Below are 22,685 nucleotides of genomic sequence, written 5' to 3' on the forward strand. Positions count from 1 at the left end.
GAAATATCCATCATACGCGGCAGCAACCCTGCGCGATGCAACCCTACCCACCACCCTATTCTGCTGGTTTACAAGCATCGGCCATTTGATCATACGCAAGCGTTCGCGCAACGAACCACGCCTTGCTGTCTCCTGTCCTGCCGCCTACAATCGGGGCATCGTCGCTTTCCTGCCCGACCATGCCGCAAACCATTGATACCTTGATCAGCGCCCGCTGGATTGTGCCCATCGAACCAGCCGGCGTGTGCCTCAAGCAACACAGCCTGGCCATCGACAAGGGGCGTATCGTTGCCATCCTGCCCACCGCAGAAGCGCCCGCCAGCTACCTCGCCCGCGAACGCGTCGATCTTGGCAGCCATGTGTTGATGCCTGGCCTGATCAATCTGCACAGCCACGCCGCGATGAGCCTGTTACGCGGGCTGGCAGACGATCTGCCGCTGATGGACTGGCTGAATCACCACATTTGGCCAGCGGAAAGCCGTTTGGTTCGAGATGAATTCGTGTATGAAGGCACGTTGCTCGCGCTGGCGGAGATGCTGCGCGGGGGCGTCACCTGCGTCAATGATATGTATTTCTACCCCGGCGCCACCGCCCGCGCCTTGTTGACTGCCAAGATGCGCGGCATGATCGGCCTGACCGTGCTGGAATTCCCGACCCACTATGCAAGCGATGCCGCAGACTATCTGCACAAGGGCCTGAGCACCCGCGACGAATTCAACGGCGAACCGCTGCTGGGGTTCACCCTGGCACCACACGCCCCCTATACCATTTCAGACCAGACCTTTGGCAAGGTGGTGACCCTGTCAGAAGAGCTGGAGCTACCGATCCACGTCCACCTGCATGAATCCCAGCAAGAGATCATCGACAGCCTGAAGGATTACCATGTCCGCCCGCTTGCCCGCCTCAAGGCATTGGGCCTGTTGTCCCCCAATCTGATCGGCGTGCACTGCGTCCATCTGACCACCGACGAGATCCATTGGCTGGCGCAGCACGGCTGCCATGTGGCGCACAACCCCACCTCGAACATGAAATTGGCCAGTGGCATCGCACCCGTCTCAGCCTTGCTGGAAGCAGGTGTCAATGTCGGCATCGGCACGGACAGCGCTGCCAGCAACAATCGGCTGGACATGCTGGCCGAAATCCGCATGACCGCCCTGCTGGCCAAAGCCGCCACCCTACAGGCACAGACCGTGCCTGCCCACCAGGCGCTGGCCATGGCTACGCTCCATGGCGCAAAAGCGCTGGGGCTGGATCACCTGATTGGCTCGCTGCTGCCCGGCAAGGCAGCTGACCTTTGCGCCATCCGTCTCGATGACCTGGAAACCGCCCCTTGCTTCGACCCGATCTCACACCTGGTCTATGCCGCTGGGCGAGAGCATGTCACCGACGTGTGGGTGGCAGGCAGACGACTGCTACAAAACCGCGAGCTGACCACACTGAATGCTGCACAACTGGTTGCTCGCGCCCGCGCCTGGCGTGATAAAGTGCGCAGCTGAACCCTGATACACCATGCCCTTGGCAAGCACGCCGAGCGGTTGATGCAATCCATGCAGATAGTGAAGTGACATGACCGATACCCGTACCCCAAACGTCGATGACGCTGAAATCGCCAAATTCAGCGAACTGGCCCACAAATGGTGGGACAAAGAAAGTGAATTCAAACCCCTACACCAAATCAACCCGCTCCGCCTCGGCTATATACAGGAATTCAGTCCGTTGTCGGGGCATCAGGTCATCGATGTCGGCTGCGGTGGTGGCATCTTGTCCGAAGCCCTGTCTGAACAAGGCGCTACGGTCACCGGCATCGATCTGGCCGAGAAATCATTGAAAGTCGCCAAGCTGCATCTGCTGGAATCCGGCAATCAAGTCGAGTACCGCTGCATCGCCGCCGAAGACATGGCCACCCAACACCCCGCTCAATTTGACGTGGTGACCTGCATGGAGCTGCTGGAGCACGTCCCCAGCCCTGACAGCGTCGTCCAAGCTTGCGCTCAACTGGCCAAACCTGGTGGCTGGGTGTTCTTCTCCACCATCAGCCGCAACCCCAAAGCCTATCTGCAAGCCATTTTGGGCGCGGAGTACCTGCTGGGCCTGCTACCGCGTGGCACACACGAGTACGCCCGCTTCCTGAAGCCCTCCGAACTGTCACGCATGGCACGCCACGCAGGGCTGGAAGTCGTTGATGTACGCGGCATGGGATATAACCTGCTCGATCAGACCTACCACCTCAGCAACCAGACCGATGTCAACTACATGATGGCATGTCGAAAGGCCAATCCATGATCCAGGCGGTCTTGTTCGATCTCGACGGCACACTGGCCGACACCGCTGCCGACCTGGGCGCGGCGCTCAACCGCTTGCTGGCCGAAGAAGGCATGCCGCCGGTTGCCTATGACAAAATCCGCCCGATCGCCTCACATGGCGCACGGGGTCTGATCGAGCTGGGCTTCGGCGTCCAGAAACATGACCCCGCCTTCGAAGACTACCGCCGCCGCTTCCTGGATCACTACGAAACCAGCTTTGCCGACCTGACCACCTTGTTCGACGGCGTCAATCCCCTGCTCGAAGGCCTGGCCGCCCGAGGCTTGAAATGGGGCATCGTCACCAACAAACCCATGCGCTTCACCGACCGCCTGGTGCCAGCACTTCCATGGGCCATCCCTCCGGGTGTGGTGGTCAGCGGCGATACCGTTGGCGTACCCAAGCCAGACCCAGCCCCGATGCTGCATGCAGCAAACACACTGGGCGTGCCGCCCGAAACCTGCCTCTATCTGGGAGATGCCGAGCGCGATGTGGCAGCCGCTCGCGCCGCAGGCATGCGCGCCATCATCGCCAGCTATGGCTACATCGCGGACACCGACCAACCCGACACCTGGGGAGCCGATGGCTTCATCGACCACCCGGAAGAATTACTGCAACACGTTTAAAAAACTTGAAAGCAGGCCTATCCACATACGATGATGAAGTGACGAAGCCCCCGGCACCGCACCGCCTTGGCACAACAAAACACAGTTGATGGAAGATGAATGGGACGGCTGAGCGTATTTTCCACTGAGAGCTGGTAACAACAATGAGCGGTATCGATACCGACCAACTGTTCAAGCGCAAAGCATTCATGCTGGCGCAGACCTATTTCATCAAAGACAACCAGCGCGAGCTGCTTTTGCACGCGCACAAATACGATTTCGACATCCTGTTCTTTGACCAGATGGTCGATTTCCTGCAAGCCTGCGCCGTATCGTCCAACGACGACCTGTTCGTGGTCGATCTCGACTCGCTCTACAGCCTGCAGAAAGACCGGGACAACAAAACCATGTTCCTGTCCGAGCTGCTGCGCCAATTGCCACAGTGCCACCGGTATGTCTATCTGCAGACATCCAGGCAAGGCGGACGCTTCCTGCTGCAACGCACCCTCGTCGAATGCAACTGCCTGGCCTACGCAGAAAAACCCATCTCCAATGAAAGCCTGGTCGAGAAACTCTTCAACCTGTTCACCCAACGCCGCGCTCCTGATGCCAGCCTCATCGTTGCCCTGGGTCGTGGCTTCCCATTCAATCGCGACCTGCTGAACACCGCCCGCATTGAATTACTGGAATATCAAGACGTTGACAGCTTCAACCAAGCCGTCAAACAACGTAAACCCGACATCGCCATCATCAGCGAAGTCATGTTCACCAAAATGCCCGCCGTGCAACAGGTCATCCGACTGAACATGGAAACCGACCCCAGCCTGGAAATCATCCTCCACCAGACCAAAATGGACGCTGGCGCCGCCACCCGCGCCATCGAGATGGGTTTTGATGACCTGCTGATCGAGCAACAAGACCCAAACATCACCACCCGGCAGCTCACCAACCGCATCGCCAAAATCCGCATCAACAAAGACCTGATCAACAAAGACCGCGCCACCGGCCTACTGAACAAAATCGGTTTCAAACGCAAAGCACAAGACGTCATCCACCTGGCCGACCAGCGCGACAACCTGGCCCTGGGCCTGTGCGTGATCGATATCGACAAATTCAAAACCATCAACGACACCTGGGGCCACTACTTTGGCGACATCGTCATCAAACGCCTGAGCCTGCTGCTAGGCGCCTTTATGGGCCCAAATGACCTGCTGAGCCGTTTTGGCGGCGAAGAATTCGTCATGCTGTTCTGGGACATCCAGCGTACCCCGCTGATCCAGAAACTCAACCAGATGCGCGAAGCCTTCCACCAGCTGCCATTCGAAGTCGAGCCCGGCGACATCCGCCACTTCTCATTCAGCGGCGGCGTTGCCTTCTTCCCTGAATTGAAAAGCGAAAGCGACCTTTTCCTACTGGCCGACGAAAAGCTCTACGACGCCAAACAAGGTGGCCGCAATCAAATCTGTAGCTGAAGCAGCGCCCAACAGGTATAATCCGCCCTCTGTGCCTTGAACTTCGTCGATCAAGCCACATCTAAACTGTATCCCAATTGGGGCCGACCTGGTTTCGACGGGGGTTGCAAAGCGGATGGGTGCATACCGGGATCTCAGATCTCCCGTAAAACACTGAATTTATATAGTCGCAAACGACGAAACTTACGCTCTGGCTGCTTAATCCCAGCCGGACTCTGCACTGATTTGCTGATAGGTCAGGCGGGCAACCGCAGCAGAGTCATTCATATCAGATCGTGTCAGGCCGGGTTACTTGGCTTGGCATCAAATAATAGGTAACTCGCTTGTCGTGAGCCTGTCGGTCGGCGTTCGGCAAGTTAAATCCAGTTGGCCAGACTAAGTATGTAGATCTCACCGTAGAGGGCTTTCGGACGCGGGTTCGATTCCCGCCGGCTCCACCATAATATGAAATCCCAACCCTTATCCGGTTGGGATTTTTTTTGCCCGTTCCACCTGTGTTGGCGCGGTTTCCGGCCGTGTCCTCTTGAGCATGGCCCACCGGAAGTTGCCGTTCCAGGTGCGCATTCCGCCGTTTTTCTCTCTCTGTTCTCTACTGCCCTCTTGAGCATTCAAGGCCCGAAGTCGTGTGTTGGCGCGGGTTTGCGGGCCATCGGTTTGCATCTTCATCTGCTCGGGAGTGCGCGACCGAGACAGCGAACGGCACAAAAAAACCGCCTTTCGGCGGCGTGACGATGCGGCACGGATGTCAGCGGAAGCTTGCCGTCAGCGCCTCACGTTGCGCCAGCCAGGACGCTGACAACCTACCGCGCAGCAACTGGCTGACGCCCACCTCGAGGCGTCCAAGGGCGATCCCTTCGATCAGGTCGGGGGCCAGTTGCGCCAGTCGGCTCATCTTGCTGGCTTGGCCGAGGTCGATGCCTTCGGCCGCCGCGATCTCGCTCATCGAACTGAACCGTCCTTCGTCCAGCAGACGCTGCCAGTGGTGCGCGAGGCCGAGTGCCCGCATCAAGGGGGTGTCCTGCGCCATCTCGCGCACCTGCCGCTCACGGCGGGCCTCGTCCAGGAATTCCTGCGGTGCGTCGAACGGCGTGATGACCTGCTTCTTCAAACCCCGGCGCACCAGCGTCCAGGGCAGGAAGGTCTCCATCTGCACGCCGCCAGCGGGCAGCGGCGTCTGGTAAGTCACTGGGTCGCCCTTGGAGTGGCCGCGATGCTTCTTGCTCACACATCCTCCTCAAAACTGGCCATGAGCTGGCGCTGGGCCTGCCAGTCGACCATCAGGCGGTTTCGCTGAAACCACATCAGCGTCAACCGCCGTGGCTGCTTGCCAGCCATGAACCGCTCGATGATGTCGGGAGCCAGCAGGGTCAGGCGCAGCAGTTCGTTGACCACCGAGTGGTGCAGTTTCTCGGCGCGGGCGATGGCGGCACCGCTTTGCATTGCCCCGGTGTCCAACAGGTGTTGCCAGTAGAAGGTGCGGGACAGCCCGTCGATCAGCGTGACGTCGTGGACGCTGCGCACGTCTGTGGCCACCCGCTGGACGCCCCGGCGGCGAAACGTCAGTGGCACAAAGGTTTCCATCGACTCGTCCATCAGGCTTCGACCTCCAGCAGTTCGGCCCCAATGCTGTCCGGGGCGAACTCCTCGATCAGCGCGTTCCAACCCACTTCACGCCACTTCACCTTGATCCCTTGCACCTCGCCTGCGTGGACGAGGTCGATGCGGTCGATCATCAGGTTGGCGATGCGGTGGCGCTCGACTGGGAACAGTTGATCCCACACGTTGTTCAGCCGTCCCATCGCCATCGCGGTGGTGGCCTCGTCGATCTGGGCCCCGTTGCGCTGGATGTGCCGCACCACCGACGCCACGGTCTCCGGGCTGGTCAGTACCGTGCGGATCTGGGCCACCACCGCCCCCTCGATTTCCGGCGCGAGCAGGCGCTCGTAGCTCTTGCCTGGCGCACCGAACCTTGCCTCCGACTTGGACACGTAGTAGTGGTACTTGCGCCCGTTCTTGCGCGAGTAGGTCGGGTACATCCGCTCGCCCGAGGGCGCGTGCAGCAGGCCGCGTAGTAAGGCGTCGGTGCGCGACCTGATCTTGGTTTCCACCGACCGGGTGTGGCCGTCCTTGGCCAGCACCTCGTGAACTCGCCCCCACAGCCCTGGATCGATGATGGCTTGATGCACGCCCGGGTACCAACTGCCCTTGTGCGACAACTCCCCGAGGTAGATCCGGTTGCGCAGCAGCTTGTGCAGGTACTTCTTGTCGATGCGCGTGCCCGCCCGCGTCTGGCCATCCTGTGTCGTCCATGCCTTGGTGGTGATGCCATCCAGCGTCAGGTTGGCGGCAATCTGGGTGGGCGAGCCGATGGTGAGCATTTCCTCGAAGATGCGCCGCACCACCGCCGCCTCGGTTTCGTTGATGACCAGCAGGCGGTTCTCGACGTCGTAGCCGAGCGGCGGCACGCCACCCATCCACATCCCTTTGCGCTTGCTGGCGGCGATCTTGTCGCGGATGCGCTCGCCGGTGACCTCGCGCTCGAACTGGGCGAAGGACAGCAGCACGTTGAGCATCAGCCGGCCCATCGATGTGGTGGTGTTGAACTGCTGCGTCACCGATACGAAGGACACGCCGTGGCGCTCGAACACTTCGACCATCTTGGAGAAGTCGGCAAGGCTGCGCGTGAGGCGGTCGATCTTGTAGACCACCACGATGTCGATCTGGCCGCGCTCGATGTCCACCATCAGGCGTTTCAGCCCAGGCCGATCCGTGTTGCCGCCGGAGAAGCCGGGGTCGTCGTAGTCGTCCGCCACCGGAATCCAGCCCTCGGCGCGCTGGCTGGCGACGTAGGCGTGGCCAGCCTCCTTCTGCGCGTCGATGGAGTTGAATTCCTGGTCAAGGCGCTCGTCCGACGACACCCGGCAGTAGACCGCGCAGCGTTTGCGCGCTTTGGGTGAAGCGATCTGGGTGGCATCGCTCATTGCGCACCTGCCTTGCCTGTCAGGCCAAAGAACAGCGGCCCCGACCAGTGCGTGCCGGTGATCTGCCGGGCCACGGCGGTCAGGCTCTTGAAGGTGCTGCCCTCGTACTCGAACAGGCCGTCGGCGGTGACCGCCACCTTGTGCTCACGGTCGCCCCACTCGCGCAGCAGCACGGTGCCGGGCGCGAAGTTGATGTCGCGCGGACGGGCCCGCAGCTTGATCTTGGAATGCTTGGCTCCGATGGCCTCCAGGCGCTGGCGGGTGTTGTGCGCCAGACCGCCAAAGGCCTCCTCCTGCATCTTGTAGGCGATGCGCGACTCGATGAAGACGCGGTTGGGGTTGATGGGGCGGCTGCTGAAGTACCGATCCCACACTGGCCACAGCTCAGTGATGGGCAGGCTTGACAGCTCCGCGATCCGTGCGGCGACGGATGCTTGTTTCTCGTTCATCACAACTTCTCCGTTTGATAGGGGATTGTATGAACGCGCTGGTCGGGCAGGAAGCCAAGGCCAACTTCTCTCTGGTTTAGCGCTTCTGCGACGACGGTGCGGACGATGGCGGCCGCAAGGATGGATGTGATTTCGCCAGCGCGGGCGCTGGCGGACATCTCCGAGGGAGATGCGAGTTCGAGGTTCTTCATGACGGCTCCGAGGAATTGCAACCGTCAAGGATGGTGAGCCTGATCCTCCGAAGAGGATGGCAACGCAGGGTAATGGATGTTCGAACAGTCAGCCCGTCAGGACTGCTTCTTCCGCCTCGGCCTTGCCGTCGTCATCGTCAACCGGAGTGTCAAGGGTCGGCAGATTCAACTGCCATGCGTGAGCGCCGCTGACTTTGGCCAGATAGTTTTTCCAGGGCGACGTCTTGGAGAACAAATTGGCTGGCGATAGACATCCCGTGTCTTCCATCAGCTTCTTGGTGTTCACGTGCGTGCCTGCCGCATAGGCATTGACCAAACGCTGCAGCACGGTGATTTTGCCCTTGCCGGTGATCCTCCACGGTGCTTTGCCTGGGATGTACAGCACGGCGGCATGCCCGTCGGCAGACACCTTCAAGCTCACCGACGTGCCGCCCATGGCAGCCAACTGACCATGCCGATATGCAACCTTGACGCTGGCTGTGTCGATGGCCGTTTTCGCCCCGGTGGACGATACCACGTCCTCGATGGGGATCACCACATTCGTCCCGGCGAATGGGAACGGAATGGATGCCGTCGTCAGGACGATGCCGGGAATCGGGCGAGGATGCAGTCGTAAGTCGGTATCGACGCGGGCGTATTGGCGCTCGCTGGACATCTTCGCGGCAAAGTACAGCGCGACGGCATGCCCGTCGATGTCGAGTTCGCCTAGGAACACGGGCTCGTCATCAAGGTGCTTGCCACGCACACCCTGCAGTGCGGTGCCCAGCGCTGTAATGATCTCCTCGCGCAGCCAGTTCAGATGCACTTTCCATCGCCGCGCATGTTTCGCGGGCAGGATCACGTCCAAGCCCGTCAACGGGTCACGGTAGCGCACCTGGTTCGCATCAGTGCAGCGCTCCAGCTTGGCCGTGAACCGCTCGCCGTCGGCCAGATCAACCACCTTCTCGGTGATCCGGTCGCCCTCGGTGATGATGCCCTCATCCGCAAAGCGGTCGATGTCGATCCCCAACTGCGCCAAGGCGAAGCCATCCATCGGGCTGGTAGCACACTCGAGCAACCGCGCCACCTGCAGGATGAGATTCGGGTCATCGACACCCGAGCCCGGGTGCAGCGGTTTGAGGACGCCCAACACTTCGAGCAGTTGCGTCCCGGCCTGCCGCAGCCGGATGTCTTTCTCGCCCTGGAGGCTGCATCGACCGGGTTCCGCCAGCACGATGGACAGCGGTGTTTCGGAGGTCTCGCCCTCGAACACCAGATCGGCGACCAAGGTCACGCCGAGGATGGCTCCGGGTTGTGAGAACGGATGATCACCCCATCGCCCGCTGATTACCTCATGCAGTTCCACGCCGCTGTCGATGTGCAGCGAGACGGCATCCGTCGAGTGTCCCAGCAGAGCCTTGGCTTCGGTCAGGTATAGACGCTCGACCTTTGCACCATCCAGGAGAGGCTTCTCGTCCTTCAGCGGCAGTGCGAACCGGGACAGGTCGTACCGCGACCGGTTCAGGGGACGGTTCGACAAAGGGGCTTTGAACCCATGCTTGGACAGCACATTGGCCAGCGGCGCGCGTGTAGACAAGGTGTGTGCGTAGACATCCACCACCTTGCGATCCGGCGCGTAGACGAGCGTGGCATCGCGCGCCGGGAAGTAGCAGAAGCTTTTCCGGTTGCGGTTGACCACCTGAACGGCGGTCACCTGATCTCCAGCAAACCGCACAACAAGGTAATGAGTGGTTTTCGTGTCACCGTTCTTTTTCTCGTCGGCCAGCGGCACGTAGACGACCTCGCAAGGCTCACCAAGGCGCATCGCACTGGTGAGCTGTGCCTCCAGCTCCTTCTTGACGGAGTCGTTCCAGATGAAGGGAGGCGCGTCGTCGCATGGCACGTCGAAGGCATCGTAGAGGCGCTTGTTGCCACGGATGTCGCCGGTGTTCAGGATCGACTCGGCGACATCGAACAGCCGTGCCGCCTCGTCGGAATGGGTTCGCATCCAGACCGCGCGACCGATCTCGCCGCCGTCCTGGGCCAAGAAGACAGCGATCAGGTCGTTGTCGTTGAGCTGATCGGCGACGGTCGTCAGAATTAGTGCGCCGCGCGGCGATGCCAGACGCAGCACGCGCAGCGCTTCGCGTTCGGCAGGGTCGCGTTGATCCTTGCGGAGATGCCTGACGTGCTCGATCAGGGTGGCAGGGAGTGCATCTGCATCCTGTGACCAGTCGAAGCCGCGGGCAAGCGCCTGGCATTCGGGCAGCCCACTGAAGGTCTTGATGACTGAGGCTGGAGTCTTCTCGATCAGATCAAGCAGGCAGTGCGCGTTGGTCAGGGTCTTTTTGCCCATGCATTCTCCCTTCGGCCGTTCACATGGCCACAGTCCATTGGCGCATGACCGCCACCGATTGAGTCAAACCCTGCGCCAGCAGGGTGTCGAGGTATTCGTCCGCCGATTTGGGCGGGTTCTTAAGTGAGCGCCGATGACTGGCTGCGGCCTCCAGTACGCCTGCGGGATGCAGATCCAGCAGATCGACGATGAAGTCGTCCGGATGCTGGGCCTCGAGGTTGTAGGACTTGAGCGCGTCGGCCGGGAAGTCCTTGAGATTGAATGTCACTATCAGGCTGGCACCGGAGTGGATGGCGGCCGCCGCCACATGGCGGTCATCCGGATCGGGCAGGCTGATTGATGGAATCAGGTACTCGAACCCGGTGACCAGACTGTCCCGGACGTGGGCGTTCATCAGTTGGCGTGTCCGGTTCAACTGGTCTTGGGTCAGGTCGGGCCGATTGGCCAGGACATTGCGCGTCCACTCGTCGTGGATCATGTCGCTCCAGCGCGCCCGGTACAGATCCGACAGCGCCAGATGCATCAGCAGGTCGCGCAGCGGTGCCGGATAGAGCACGCAGGCGTCATAGACGACGGTGAAGTGCGAACTCATCCAGTCAGTACCCCATGCCGAGTTCCTGGGCCTGCGCAGCCAGCTCATCCAGAGCCTTGCGACGCTCGGCATCAATGCGCTTCTTGTAGGCGATCACATCCTGGTAGCGCACGCGGCGATGCGTGCCGATCTTGTGGAACGGCATGTCGCCTTTCTCCAGCAGCTGGACAAGGAAGGGGCGCGAGACGTTGAGAACGTCGGCGGCCTCCTGGGTCGTCAACTCGGCATGGATCGGGATGATCGACACGGCGTTGCCCTGGCCGATTTCGGTCAGCACATCCAGCAGCAGGCGAAGCGCCGACGTCGGGATGCGCACGGCGCGTACAGCCCCCTTGTCGTCATGGAAGTCGATCTGCTGGGTTTCGGCACGAGTCTGGAGCACGGTCGACAGCGCGCGGCCCGATTCCCGGGCGAGTGCGATGTCCTCTGCGGAGGGTAGTGTTTTGGGGATAGCGGGAGCGTTCACGGATGTCTCCTCGTCGGGTCAAAGTTCAATCTGAGGTCATTATAAACGAAATAAGCGAAATCGCAATAACCGAAACAGCGGGCATATACCAATACAGATCAACAACTTAGATCGGTTGCGCGAGATGACTTGAGATCAAGGACTGCTCGTGAGCGCCCAAAACGTGCTCGCCCACGCCCAAGGCATGGAGCAATTGAATAGGGACTCCCAAACAAAAGGAGTCCTGCGATGCAAAACCATGCCTCATCTGTTCAACCCAGCCGGAATCTGACCCGGCCCATCCCGGACGGTGTCACCCGCATCGCCCTCGACGAGAACGAGCTCGCCACACGCTGGGGGCTCTCCGTCAAAACCCTGCGCCGCTGGCGGCAGGAACAGCTCGGCCCTTTCTTCTGCAAGCTCGGGGCGCGCGTCACGTACCTGATCACCGAAATCGAAGCCTTCGAGCGCCGCGTCTCGCGCTACTCGACCTTCGCTCGGGCATACCAGTGAGGAGGACGGCCATGAGCGATCTGACCATCTTCCCCGTCGACATCGCCGAGATGTCCGTGAGCCAACTGGCCGCGCTGGCTTGCCCGCATTTCCAGCGACGGTGAGCGTGAACGCCGCCGATGACCTGCTGCCGCTGGCGGGTGGGTCGACCTCGGTGCTGCCTGATCCTGCCGCCAACATCGGCGTCAACGCCGATTGCGACCTGATGCGCTTGAACAGCCCCAACTCTGAGCTGTGGAACCGGGGGGGTGGCTACGACTGGCACTTCCACGCGATTCCGAACGGCCGCAAAAACATCCACTTCAGTGGTCACGGCTTCATCGCCGGAACCGTCAAAGAGAAGAGGCAGCCCGACCAGCCACTGGTGCGGCGAGTGCAACTGGTCAGCGAGAACACCCGCGTCCTGGTGGCCGAAACCTGGAGCGACGCTACCGGTGCGTACCTGTTCGAGTTGATCGACCCGTCCCAGAGATACACCGTGGTCAGCTACGACTACAAGCAGATGTACCGCGCCGTGATTGCGGACAACCTACGCCCGGAGATGATGCCGTGACCGTCGCCATCACTGTCGAACACAACGAGGCGCGGCTGGCAGGCACCTTGGCCTTCCTCGACGCAGGCACCAATCCGGCACGCCTGCGCATTTACGGCGGTACGCGTCCCGCCACCCCGGCCACGACGCCTTCGAGCGCGATGTTGGTGGAGATCAGACTCACCAAGCCTGCGGGCACGATTGCGGGCGGACTGCTCACACTGACGTAGCAGGAGGACGGGCTGATCACGGCGACCGGCATCGCCACCTGGGCGCGGCTGGTCAACGGTAACGAAGTCACGGCCCTGGATCTGGACTGCAGCGGCACCGATGGCAGCGGCGACGTGAAGCTAGCCAGCACCAATCTCTATCTGGGTGGCGATGCCCGGATGGTGTCTGCGATCCTGGGGTAGGCCGTGCCAAGCGCACCCAGCGAACTGACGCTGGCCGCCACTTTGCCAGTGCCCGGAGTCAGCATTCAGATCGGGCCACCACTGGTCGACCTGCTGTTCGACCAACCCGCAGCAACCGACGCCGAATTGGTGTTCGGGGCGAGCTTCATCGCGCCGCGCGACGACGTCGTGGTGCTGGCCAACCTGCCGTTGCCGGTCGTGGCGATCAAGTTCATCCCGCCAGCGCGGGCCGAACTGCTGGCCGAGCTACCTGCATTGACGGTCAGCACGCTGTTGCTGCGCCCAAGCGTGCCCTTGGACGTGGCGGGTGCAAGTCTTCCCGGTGTCGTGTTCTCCGGCGAGGTCGGGTACTACTCGCGCACCCAGCGACCGACGGTGGGCCAGACCGCGCACCCTTGGCAGGTGGCGAGTCAGACCGAGGGAGGCGCCACGCAGGGCCAGCAGGACGCTGCCGCTACTCCGGCAGGTTGGGACGCGTTCTGGCGACGCACCTTGGGTGTTCCGCAGGGCATCGAGCACAGGTTGCCGCCGGTGCTGGCGGCAGCGCCTGAGCAACGAGGCGCTCGCCACCAGGATGCGACCCGGCTGCAGGATTCGACGTGGTTCGCGCACCAGGACGCCACGCGTTTTGCGGCGGCCCGACAGGGTCTGTTCCAGAACGCAGACCCGATACGGGATGCCACGCGGTTCCGGCATCAGGACGGTGATCGCACCAAGCGCGCGGGCAGGGTGTCCCGGTGGCAATGCGCTGTGTTGGTGGTGCGCGGCCAGGGGAGCGATTTTCAGACTGCACGGCCGCAACTGAAGGACTGGCGCGGCAGGTATCAGGAGGCGGTGCCGCCACCACCGGGCATCAGCCGGTGGGTGGTGCCTGAGCCGCCCGTTCCGCAGCCTTGCTACACGCCCAGTCCGCACCTGCTGTTTGCCGCGCTGGCAGCGACCGATGGGCATTTGCTGTTCCTTTGTGAAAACCACGTCACCCCGCCACATCCGGATGGTGAGCCGGTGGTCGTTCCTGTTCGGAGGGTCTATTTCGTGATCAACAACGTGACCCTGTTCCGTGTGTCCGATGGCGCGCCGGTACCGGTGTTCAATCTCTCGCTGTCGCTCGATGCCTCGTCTTGGGCGTGGGGCTTCGATGCGGTGCTGCCTGCCAGGGCCGAGGCCCTGGTCGCGCCCGGCAGCGCATCCGGGCCCGTCGAACTCGTGGCCAGCGTCAACGGCACCCCGTTTCGCGTGCTGGCCGAGAGCATCAGCCGCGAGCGCATCTTTGGTGACGCCAGCATCCGCATCTCCGGACGGGGGCGCAACGCCGTTCTGGCCGCGCCCTACGCGCCGGTGATGACGTTCTCGAACACCGAGGGCCGCACTGCTCGGCAGTTGATGGACGACGTGCTCACGGTCAATGGCATCCCGCTCGGCTGGGCCATCGATTGGGGCCTGACGGACTGGAACGTCCCCGCCGGTGCGTTCGCGCAGCAGGGATCGTGGATCGACGCACTCACCGCCATTGCCGGTGCTGCAGGTGGCTACTTGATTCCGCATCCCTCGGCCCAGAGCATCCGCGTGCGTCATCGCTACCCGGTCGCCCCTTGGGAATGGAGCACGGTCACGCCCGACTTCGTGTTGCCAGTCGATGCTGTCGCCCGCGAGTCGATACGCTGGCTGGAAAGGCCTGCGTACAACCGCGTGTTCGTTTCCGGGCAGGACGTCGGCGTGCTCGGGCAAGTGACCCGGGCCGGGACTGCGGGAGACGTTCTGGCACCGATGGTCGTCGATCCACTGATCACTGAGGCAGCCGCCGCGCGTCAGCGTGGCATCGCCGTGTTGGCCGACACGGGTCAGCAGATCGAGGTCAGCCTGCGCCTGCCGTTGCTCGCCGAGACCGGGATCATCGAACCCGGCGCGTTCGTGGAGTACCAGGATGGCAGCATCACTCGGCTCGGCATCGTCCGCGCGACCCAAGTGGAAGCCGGTATGCCCGATGTCTGGCAGACGCTGGGAGTGCAGGCCTATGCATAACATCTACGAGCAGTTTCGCCAGCTGATCCCCGCCCCGCCGCTGCAGGCGGGCACCGTGATCGATGTCGGCTCTGGCGTGGTCACTGTCGCATTACCCGGTGGTGGCCGAATTAAGGCGAGAGGCTCTGCGGCCCTTGGCCAGAAGGTGTTCGTCCGCGACGACGCCATCGAAGGCATCGCCCCCAGCCTGACGCTGGAAATCATCGAGATCTGAAACCCAACTGATTCAACCCTGAGACCCGCCCTGATGCTCGCGCATCGGGCGGGTTTCGCATTTCTGGAGCACGCAAATGAACGCACCGACTGTGACCGAGGGCATGGTGACCATGCCCAAGGACGAATTCGAAGAACTGCTGGAGCGCGTCGCCGAACGCGGCGCTCGCCACGCGCTGGCTGACGTGGGCCTCGATGGCGAAGACGCTGCCAGCGACATCCGCGAGCTGCGGGGCCTGTTGGAGGCCTTCAACACGGCCAAGCACACCGCGTGGCAGACGGTGGTCAAGGTGGTCACCACCGGCTTCCTGCTGGCGCTGGTCGCAGGCGCAGTCGTCAAGCTCAAGGTGTTCGGAGGTAGCCAATGATCGAGACCTTGCTCGGTGGTCTCCTTGGAGGGGCCTTCCGCCTCGCACCCGAACTGCTCAAGTGGCTCGACCGCCAAGGCGAGCGTGGTCACGAACTGACGATGCAAGACAAGGCGCTGGAGTTTGAAAAGTTGCGCGGCGCGCAGCGGATGGCCGAAATCGGTGCGAGCGCCGATGCGGCGTGGAACGTCGGGGCCATCGATGCGCTGCGCGAAGCCGTCCGCACCCAAGGCGAAAAGACCGGCGTGCGCTGGGCAGATGCCTTGTCGGTGAGCGTGCGACCGGTGATCACCTACTGGTTCATGGCCCTGTACTGCGCTGCCAAGACGGCGGCATTTGGGGCTGCTGTGACCGCTGGCGCTGGCTGGAAAACGGCCATCCTGCACGCCTGGACGGAAGCCGATCAGGCGCTGTGGGCTGGTGTGCTAAACTTCTGGTTCCTCGGACGCGTGTTCGACCGGGTGCGTTCGTGAGCGAAGTGCCGAAAACGGCCATCGAGCTGGCCAAGCGCTTCGAGGGGTTCCATCGCGTGCCAAAGGCCGATCCTGGACGCGCGCACCCGTACATCTGCCCCGCAGGGTACTGGACGGTTGGCTATGGCCATCTGTGCGAGTCGACGCACCCGCCGATCACGGAGAGCGAAGCCGAGGTCTATCTGGCCCGCGACCTGCAAACAGCGCTCGCCGCGACGCTGCGCTACTGCCCGGTGCTCGTCGCAGAACCCGAAGGCCGACTTTCGGCCATCGTGGACTTCACCTTCAATCTTGGCGCGGGGCGGCTGCAGACGTCGACGCTACGGCGGCGCATCAATCAGCGGGACTGGGAGGGCGCGGCACGTGAGTTGCTGCGCTGGGTCAATGGCGGGGGGAGGGTCTTGCCGGGGCTCGTGGCTCGCCGAACGTGCGAAGTGGCACTGTTGCGATAGGCGCAGGAATGGCGAGCCCGATGACGAAACGACAACGTTGCATCGGGCAAACCTTTAATGATATCAGGCCTCGCCAGATGTCTGCATCCTCCGGTAAAATCACTGTTTAGAGGGGCTCAATCAATGACTGTTTTCACCATAGGCTACGAAGGACTGGACATCGACGCGTTCATGTCGCTGCTCGCTGAGCACGGCATCGAGACCGTCGTGGACATCCGCGAGCTGCCCCTGTCGCGCAAGCCCGGGTTTTCAAAGAAGGCGCTGGCCAGTGTCCTGAACCTTTCCGGCCTCGAGTACGTCCATATGGTCGCTCTGGGCTGCCCGAAGCTGGTGCGTGATCGCTACCGGGAAGACGGCAACTGGAAGCGCTATACCGACGGTTTCCTGAAGCACATCAAGACGCAGAAAGCGGCCATCGACGAGCTTGCGGAATTGGCTGCGTCGTCGAACTGCGCACTGCTCTGCTACGAGGCCGATTTCAATTTCTGCCACCGTTCGATGGTGGCCAACGCTGTTCGGGACGCCAGTGGTGCGGATGGTCGAGCACATCACGACGGCGGGCGCTAAAACAGCGAGCCCTGCCTCACTTCGACTGGCTTTCGCTTAGGCGGGTAGACCAAGCTGATGATCAGCCACTGGTCTTGGAACCGGTGCTGGTTGCCCATCAGGAACATCAGGTCTTTGCCGCCGAGTTGCCCTTCGAGCTTGGCGCGAAACGGGGCCTCCCAATCGACGCCGTGGTCGCGGCGGCAGTTCCAGAACAGCGCGCCAGCTTCCCAATCGACGATCTTGTGCTTGTGCTCCTTTTCGCCTTCCGGCGTGTCGCACACGTACCGGTAATGGAAGTCGAATGGCACCTTGCGAAGCTCCTTCACCTGCCGCTTCGCTTCGGCCTCAGAGAAAAGATCGCCTTGCATCTGTTCGCGCATCAACTTCTCTTTTTCCTCGTCCGTCCATCCCTGGTGCCGCGCCTTCGTGATGTCGAGTCCGAGCAGCCTTTTGGGCCGCAGAGGAGCGCGATGGATAGCCCGTCGGCCAGACGTCCAGACTCGATGGCGTCGAAGCTGTCAAACGCGGGGATTTTGTCCAACCACTCCCACCGGCCGGTCCATTCCTTCTTTGTGTCGATCAGGTCGCCACAGGTGATCGTGTCGACGTAGAGCTTGTGACTCTCGGGGCGGTGATCCTTGTTGGCCTTCTCGATCCGAACGTCGATCCACTGCCACTTCTTGAACTGCTGGCCTTCCTCGATCATTCGGAACGGCACTGGGTAGAGTCGGCGCATCGAACCGTCTTGGCTGATGCCTGCGACGCAGGACGTCTCAACGTACTGCGCGCTGGGTGACGGGTAAGTCTTCGCCAGGATCAGGATGCGCTCCATTCGCCCGAGTGCCATCGTCTTTCCCCCTTGTTCGTTTTCCGTTCGTTCGTGACCCTGCTACATCAGCACCCGGAACAACTTCTTCAAGTAGGCGCTGGCACCATCCTCCATGAACAACACGTTGCGGCTTTCCAGATCGGCCTTCTTTGTCGGGTCGCCCACGTTGAGCAGGTCGGCGAACTTCGTTGGCGAGAGGACAAAGGCATTCAAGACCAGCGGCGCTTCGCCCGCCTTGGCCTGCCCCGCCAGCGTCGTTTCCAAAGTCTTCACTTCCTTGTACAGCCCCAGCTTGGGGTGCGACAGGTCGAGATTGCGCAGACCCTTCGGATCGACAAAGGTCAGCCACTGCTTGCCGCTGGCATCGTCCACCAGCCACAGCAGGAAGTCCGGATAGAAGTTGCCCGCCAACGCGAAGCCCAGGCCTTTCTCTTCCCGATCAGCATTGCGCAGCAGATACAGACTGCGCGGGCCAATCGCATCCTTGCCTTCGCTGGAGTTGTAGAACGCCTCCAGATCGCGGACAAACTCCCATTCGCTCGGCGCGTCAAAGGCCAGCGGGCGCAGTTTCAGCGGCACCGCATCCTTGTCCTCCAATGCCAGCAGCGGGTAGTACAAGTGGCGGTCGAAGCTGATGGCGACCATGTGTGGTGCATTCCATTTGCTGGCCTCTCCGATCTTGCCGTCCGCCACCAGCTTCTTCAGCACTTCCAGCTTCGCCTGATACTCCAGACCGTCGTCGCTGTTCTCGATCTCGAACTGGTACAGCTTGAGCATCGACCCGTGATCTTCATCGATGTGGGTGATGTCGTAGAACTGGCCTTCGTAGCCCGTCTTCAGGGCCTTGTAGAAGCGGTCGGTGTAGTCCGTCAGCAGTCGAAGCAGGATGTCTTCCTGCTTGCGGATGTCAGCGAAGGTCGTCACGTTCAGTTCCGCCGCCGGGATGAACAGCGTGTACCAATCCTGCGTGCCCGCACAGAAGTCGATCAGCTTCTGCCGTTCCAACCGCAGGTTGCTCCAGCTGCGCTGCAACTTGTAATCCTGCAACGCCAGATAGATGCGATCCCAATTGAAAGCCGGGAACAGCGTCTGATTCAGCTTGCCCTTGTTGCGGGCTTCCGTCGTGGGGGTTGTGGCCTTATCTTTGCTGGACAGCGCTTCGACACGCGGGTACACGTCGAGTACCAGATGGGGGGGCTTGATCTTGCCCTGGAACTGCGTGGGTATTTCGTACAGCCACGGAAAGTGCGTGCGCTTGAACCCGAGTTTCTGGTTGTCCTTGTAGCCATCCTTCAGCGCCAAGGTCTTGAGTTTGCCTTTGGGCAGGTTGGCCCGCGTTGGGAAGTCCAGCTCCAGCACTTCGTCACTGGGCGTGATGCCTTCCTCGCTCAGGTAGTCTTTGAACGCGGCCATGTAGCTGGCGCGCACGCCGAAGATGTTCAGCGCCTCCAGCTTGTCCAGATGCACGCCCTTGGGCCGGTCCTGCGGCAAGGTACGCTTGAGCGAGAAGCCCTTGCCCTTGAGGCGGACTCCGCGTCCAAACAACTGGATGATCTGCGAGCCTTCACCCTGACCCATGTTCAGCAGGCCCATCGTGGACACGCGCCAACTGCTCCAGCCTTCCGTGAATTTGCGCGAGCCGATCAGCACGTTGAGGCGGCTGTCCTTGTTGTTCAGGGTGCCGAACAGCGCGCCGCCAAAGTCGTCACGTTCGCTATCGAAAGCCTCCACGTCCTCCGCCATCCCGAAGAAGCCCGCATCGTCGCCGATGTTGATGAGGCCGAAGGGCTCTGCATCGCCCACGCGCAACGCCAGCTCACCCTTGCTGCTCTTGATGTTGACCAGTTTCAAGCGCTGGCGGGCCGAGGCATTGAACACTCGCAGCAGGATGTCGGCGTACAGATCATCCACGCGACCGCCGAAGCCCATCAGGGGCGTGAAACGCCCGCTAAAGATGTTGTTGCCCTTGGCGTCCAAAATCTGCGCCTTGTCCGCAATCAGGTCGGTCAGCCAGCTCTTGATCTGCGCTTCGCTGTTCAGGAAGTCGGCGAGAAAGTTCACCACTTCCAGGATGTCCGACTCCTCGCCTGAAACGGTGTTGCCCACGAACACCCACAGCGGCTTTTCGATGTTGAAGTCGCCAAGCGCCGAGCGGTGCGTGCTCCACAGCCAAAGCTGCTGGTAGTAGGACAGCAAACAGGCGGTGAAATACTTGCGCGCGTTGTCCGCCTGCTCGTAGGCCTCGCCATTCATGTTGAGGATCAGCGACTCTTTGCCGTAGCCGTCCTCATAGAAGAACTTGTACGAGTAATCGAAGAGGATGCACTTTGCGTAAATCTCGCGCGTAGCGGTGATGCGCGCACGGCGCTTGTCCTCAGCGGTCAGCACGAGTTGCGCCTTCTGTCCGTCGTCCAGGCTGCGCAGACTGGTGGTGTTGAACAGCATCTTGGCGCGCTTTTTCTGGATGTCTTCTTCCGCCGTCGCCACGGTCATGCCCTTAGCCACTGCCTGCCCAAATGTGGCCGAGTACTCGAAGGCAAAACCACCTCGCACCAGCGCATCGCGCCGCGCCATCCACGCGCCCGCCGCTGTGCCCGTACCACGGTGGCCTTCGTCCACCAGCACCAGGTTGTTGCCCTCGAAGGCATCCACGGCGACGGTCTTGTCCCCCATCTCATCGCCCAGCTTGTTGATGTCGATGATTTCGATAGTGCCGCGCGCGGGTGACTGGGCCTTGTTGAAGAACTGCGAGAACCCGAAGCCGGACAGGTGCAGCTCCTCCAGATGCTGACGACTCAACCCTTCGTTGGGAGTGAGCAGGACGATCTTGCTCGGGTAGTGATCGCTGCGCCCCGCCTGGAAGTAGTGCAGGTACTGGCGGATGTTGACGTGCAGCAGCAGTGTCTTGCCGCTGCCGGTGGCATTCCAAAAGGCGATCTTGTTCAGGTCGTCCGCTTCGAAATCGCGGAACTGTTCCGCGCCCGTCTCGGCGCGGTAGCGCGTCATTTCCTCGTTCAGGCCATCGAGCAAGTCCTGACGGTGGTTGAAGTACCAGTCCAGATACAGCTCGGTGAACAGCAGCGATAGGTACTGAAAGTACTTCATCTGCAGTTCGTGGCCTTCCAGCTTGTTGCGATGGGCGGTGATGGCCTGCCAGTGGGTGACGACGTTCAAGTCGTAGCGCCGCAGGTCGGCCTCGGGCACCTTGTTGGGATCGAACAAGCCTCGGATCAGTTCGTGGAAGAACTTGGTCTGGCCGTCCTCGTCGATGCCTTCGAAGCGGTCATCGCCCAAGCGCATCTTGAGTGCCGCCAGCGTGCCACCCTGAAAGAAACCCAGCACCCAGCGGTTGAGCACCAATTCTTGATGGAAGCTGCGCTTCTTGCCGCCTCGACTGGAACCGGTTGCGCCGCTTGCGCCCGAACCGGCGACAGGTGTCTTGCGTGGACGTGCCATCAGATGTCCTCCACGGAGAACATGCGCTCCAGAAACTCCGGCTCGATCTGGCGCAGCTTGAGCACTCGGGTGGCACCGCCTTCCTCGGCCGTCTGAGTCAGCACGGTGGGAATGTTGTGGTCGCCATTGATGTAGACCACGTCGAACTCGTTATCCGCCGGGTTTATGGCGAGCTTGTCGCACAGCTTGGCGACACCTTCATAGTCCAGCGCCTCACAGTCGCGCCATAGCACGAGGCAGTTCTCACCGCTGGGAAGCGTGCCGGTGACGGTGACGAAACCGCGCGCAGGCTGCATGTCGATGTGCTTGACCCGCAGGCCAATCAGGTAATTGAAGGTTTCAACCAGATCGATCTTGCGTGGCTCGAAGGCGCCCGCCGAATCCAGGGCAACATTGAGGGTGTAGTCGAAGGGTTTCTTGAAGTCTTCCACCGACAGCAGCGAGTCACGGCTTTCAACGTCCAGCAGGTAGTTGAGCAGGTAGTCGTCCTTGGCCTGCTGCGGCAGCGTGTTCAGTAAATCGCCTTGCGCGGTCGTGCGGCCCAGTTGTAGGTTGTTTAGGGTGTCTTCGTAGCTTTCGAGCTTGATGACTTTCAAGCAGTAAGAAATGCCGGTTTCGGGAGTAATTGGCTTGCCATCCTTCCACTGAGCGGCGTAGACGGCCTTAATAGTTCTCGGCTTGGTCACGGTCTCGAAATACTCTCCTTGTTCGACAAGGATGAATCCGAGCTTTGGACTCGAACCTGCGGCCAGAGCCTCGCGTCGCAACTCGATCACGGCATGGGCCGTAGTACCGCTGCCACCGAAATAGTCGAGCACCACGTCCTCTTCCTCAGCTTTAGTCGCCAAGGAAATGCATTTTTTTACCAAGTTGATTGATTTCGGAAAATCAAAGCGTTTTTCTCCGAGCATGTCGATCAGAAGGCTATTGCCATAATTGCCCGCATCGAACTCACCGCCGCTCCAGACTGTCTTGGGCACGGTCTGTTCATGAGTAACAAAGAGGTCCCAGTCGTCTCCAACCTTGAGCGCCGCAATGCGGTCGAGATTCTGGCGGATTGAGTCAAGCCCAAAATTCCAGCGCCGTTCGACTCCATCTTGGTCAATCGGCCAGACTTCAGTGCGTCCATCAGGCAAATGGACGTTCTTACCCGAAGGATGAAAGTCTTCATCCGGCACTGTGCCGATATCGACAACCTGACCGTTCGTTACATAGATAGGATAAAACGACAGCCGCCGGTCAATCCGACGGGAATTTTCTCCCCATCGGCGCATCTTGCGTGGTGTGTCGTTTTTTTCCAGCGTTCTGGCGACACTTGATAGCCCGTCGCGAGTTAGAAACAGTGCGTATTCGTGGGTGCGATTGAAATTTTTGGTGATGGATCCCTTCGGGTTATGCACTGACCTTTCCCCACCACGGTATACCAAGAATTAGTTAGCATGGAGGGCGATAGGAGCTCACATGCGCAAGGCGAGATTCAACGAAGTCCAGATC

Annotated in this window: 25 protein-coding genes and 1 other RNA gene; 14 read left to right on the top strand and 12 right to left on the bottom strand. The window is 61.1% G+C overall.

Going from position 1 to position 22,685, the window contains the following annotated elements:
* The first annotated feature begins 179 nt into the window (after positions 1-179).
* From HNQ59_RS14225 to ssrA, 5 genes are all read left to right on the top strand, one after another.
* Positions 180-1,496, top strand: a complete 1,317-nt coding sequence (locus HNQ59_RS14225) for a TRZ/ATZ family hydrolase (RefSeq protein ID WP_184040761.1) — start codon at positions 180-182, stop codon at positions 1,494-1,496.
* Between the two features lie 70 nt (positions 1,497-1,566).
* On the top strand, positions 1,567-2,283 hold the full coding sequence (ubiG, locus tag HNQ59_RS14230; protein ID WP_184040766.1) for a bifunctional 2-polyprenyl-6-hydroxyphenol methylase/3-demethylubiquinol 3-O-methyltransferase UbiG: 717 nt from the start codon (positions 1,567-1,569) through the stop codon (positions 2,281-2,283).
* On the top strand, positions 2,280-2,927 hold the full coding sequence (gene gph / locus HNQ59_RS14235; RefSeq protein ID WP_184040842.1) for a phosphoglycolate phosphatase: 648 nt from the start codon (positions 2,280-2,282) through the stop codon (positions 2,925-2,927). Before ubiG ends, gph begins: the two co-directional genes overlap by 4 nt.
* A 143-nt stretch (positions 2,928-3,070) precedes the next feature.
* Complete coding sequence (locus tag HNQ59_RS14240) at positions 3,071-4,378, top strand: GGDEF domain-containing protein (protein ID WP_184040769.1); 1,308 nt, start codon at positions 3,071-3,073, stop codon at positions 4,376-4,378.
* Between the two features lie 79 nt (positions 4,379-4,457).
* Positions 4,458-4,818: a transfer-messenger RNA gene (ssrA, locus tag HNQ59_RS14245) on the top strand.
* 305 nt (positions 4,819-5,123) lie between these two features.
* Here the strand turns inward: ssrA and HNQ59_RS14250 are convergent.
* From HNQ59_RS14250 to HNQ59_RS14285, 8 genes are all read right to left on the bottom strand, one after another.
* Positions 5,124-5,603, bottom strand: a complete 480-nt coding sequence (locus HNQ59_RS14250) for a LacI family transcriptional regulator (RefSeq protein WP_184040771.1) — start codon at positions 5,601-5,603, stop codon at positions 5,124-5,126.
* Complete coding sequence (locus HNQ59_RS14255) at positions 5,600-5,971, bottom strand: site-specific recombinase resolvase (protein WP_184040773.1); 372 nt, start codon at positions 5,969-5,971, stop codon at positions 5,600-5,602. Before HNQ59_RS14255 ends, HNQ59_RS14250 begins: the two co-directional genes overlap by 4 nt.
* Positions 5,971-7,359 carry a recombinase family protein gene (locus HNQ59_RS14260; RefSeq protein ID WP_184040775.1) on the bottom strand — a complete coding sequence of 463 codons (1,389 nt, stop codon included), beginning with the start codon at positions 7,357-7,359 and terminating at the stop codon, positions 5,971-5,973. Before HNQ59_RS14260 ends, HNQ59_RS14255 begins: the two co-directional genes overlap by 1 nt.
* The gene (locus tag HNQ59_RS14265; protein WP_184040777.1) at positions 7,356-7,808 is read right to left on the bottom strand and encodes a DUF2924 domain-containing protein; all 453 of its coding nucleotides are present in this window, start codon (positions 7,806-7,808) and stop codon (positions 7,356-7,358) included. Before HNQ59_RS14265 ends, HNQ59_RS14260 begins: the two co-directional genes overlap by 4 nt.
* A complete protein-coding gene (locus tag HNQ59_RS14270) occupies positions 7,808-7,999 on the bottom strand; it encodes a hypothetical protein (protein ID WP_184040779.1) in 192 nt (63 codons plus the stop codon). The genes HNQ59_RS14265 and HNQ59_RS14270 overlap by 1 nt, the downstream gene beginning before the upstream one ends.
* Before the next feature lie 88 nt (positions 8,000-8,087).
* Positions 8,088-10,334, bottom strand: a complete 2,247-nt coding sequence (locus HNQ59_RS14275; protein ID WP_184040781.1) for a hypothetical protein — start codon at positions 10,332-10,334, stop codon at positions 8,088-8,090.
* A gap of 19 nt (positions 10,335-10,353) precedes the next feature.
* Positions 10,354-10,926 (bottom strand): PIN domain-containing protein, encoded by a 573-nt coding sequence (locus HNQ59_RS14280; protein ID WP_184040783.1) that lies wholly within the window; start codon positions 10,924-10,926, stop codon positions 10,354-10,356.
* A gap of 4 nt (positions 10,927-10,930) precedes the next feature.
* Positions 10,931-11,392, bottom strand: coding sequence for an excisionase family DNA-binding protein (locus HNQ59_RS14285; protein ID WP_184040785.1), 462 nt, complete (start codon positions 11,390-11,392; stop codon positions 10,931-10,933).
* A 228-nt stretch (positions 11,393-11,620) separates the two neighbouring features.
* Here HNQ59_RS14285 and HNQ59_RS14290 point away from each other — a divergent pair, with 228 nt between their 5' ends.
* The 9 genes from HNQ59_RS14290 (at position 11,621) to HNQ59_RS14330 (ending at position 16,924) form a co-directional block, all read left to right on the top strand.
* Complete coding sequence (locus HNQ59_RS14290) at positions 11,621-11,884, top strand: helix-turn-helix transcriptional regulator (protein WP_184040788.1); 264 nt, start codon at positions 11,621-11,623, stop codon at positions 11,882-11,884.
* Positions 11,885-11,990: 106 nt separating this feature from the next.
* Complete coding sequence (locus HNQ59_RS14295; protein WP_246491007.1) at positions 11,991-12,437, top strand: hypothetical protein; 447 nt, start codon at positions 11,991-11,993, stop codon at positions 12,435-12,437.
* Positions 12,434-12,646, top strand: a complete 213-nt coding sequence (locus tag HNQ59_RS19710; RefSeq protein ID WP_246491008.1) for a hypothetical protein — start codon at positions 12,434-12,436, stop codon at positions 12,644-12,646. Before HNQ59_RS14295 ends, HNQ59_RS19710 begins: the two co-directional genes overlap by 4 nt.
* A gap of 186 nt (positions 12,647-12,832) precedes the next feature.
* Positions 12,833-14,851 carry a hypothetical protein gene (locus HNQ59_RS14305; protein WP_184040791.1) on the top strand — a complete coding sequence of 673 codons (2,019 nt, stop codon included), beginning with the start codon at positions 12,833-12,835 and terminating at the stop codon, positions 14,849-14,851.
* Positions 14,844-15,065, top strand: coding sequence for a hypothetical protein (locus tag HNQ59_RS14310; protein WP_184040794.1), 222 nt, complete (start codon positions 14,844-14,846; stop codon positions 15,063-15,065). Before HNQ59_RS14305 ends, HNQ59_RS14310 begins: the two co-directional genes overlap by 8 nt.
* A gap of 76 nt (positions 15,066-15,141) precedes the next feature.
* Positions 15,142-15,432, top strand: coding sequence for a DUF6127 family protein (locus tag HNQ59_RS14315; RefSeq protein WP_184040797.1), 291 nt, complete (start codon positions 15,142-15,144; stop codon positions 15,430-15,432).
* Positions 15,429-15,905, top strand: a complete 477-nt coding sequence (locus HNQ59_RS14320) for a hypothetical protein (protein WP_184040800.1) — start codon at positions 15,429-15,431, stop codon at positions 15,903-15,905. The genes HNQ59_RS14315 and HNQ59_RS14320 overlap by 4 nt, the downstream gene beginning before the upstream one ends.
* Complete coding sequence (locus HNQ59_RS14325; RefSeq protein ID WP_184040803.1) at positions 15,902-16,357, top strand: glycoside hydrolase family protein; 456 nt, start codon at positions 15,902-15,904, stop codon at positions 16,355-16,357. Before HNQ59_RS14320 ends, HNQ59_RS14325 begins: the two co-directional genes overlap by 4 nt.
* Positions 16,358-16,480: 123 nt before the next feature.
* Positions 16,481-16,924, top strand: a complete 444-nt coding sequence (locus tag HNQ59_RS14330) for a DUF488 domain-containing protein (protein WP_246491009.1) — start codon at positions 16,481-16,483, stop codon at positions 16,922-16,924.
* Here HNQ59_RS14330 and HNQ59_RS19925 read toward each other — a convergent pair.
* The 4 genes from HNQ59_RS19925 to HNQ59_RS14345 are packed head-to-tail and all read right to left on the bottom strand — an operon-like array spanning position 16,921 to position 22,591.
* Entirely contained in the window at positions 16,921-17,286 is a 366-nt protein-coding gene (locus HNQ59_RS19925; RefSeq protein WP_343074283.1) for a hypothetical protein, read from the bottom strand. The genes HNQ59_RS14330 and HNQ59_RS19925 overlap by 4 nt on opposite strands.
* Positions 17,286-17,738, bottom strand: coding sequence for a hypothetical protein (locus HNQ59_RS19930; protein WP_343074285.1), 453 nt, complete (start codon positions 17,736-17,738; stop codon positions 17,286-17,288). Before HNQ59_RS19930 ends, HNQ59_RS19925 begins: the two co-directional genes overlap by 1 nt.
* 57 nt (positions 17,739-17,795) lie before the next feature.
* On the bottom strand, positions 17,796-21,191 hold the full coding sequence (locus HNQ59_RS14340; protein ID WP_184040806.1) for a DEAD/DEAH box helicase family protein: 3,396 nt from the start codon (positions 21,189-21,191) through the stop codon (positions 17,796-17,798).
* Positions 21,191-22,591, bottom strand: coding sequence for a DNA methyltransferase (locus tag HNQ59_RS14345; protein WP_343074286.1), 1,401 nt, complete (start codon positions 22,589-22,591; stop codon positions 21,191-21,193). The genes HNQ59_RS14340 and HNQ59_RS14345 overlap by 1 nt, the downstream gene beginning before the upstream one ends.
* Positions 22,592-22,685: the final 94 nt, after the last annotated feature.

The sequence above is a fragment of the Chitinivorax tropicus genome, assembly GCF_014202905.1.
Classification (GTDB): Bacteria; Pseudomonadota; Gammaproteobacteria; order Burkholderiales; family SCOH01; genus Chitinivorax; species Chitinivorax tropicus.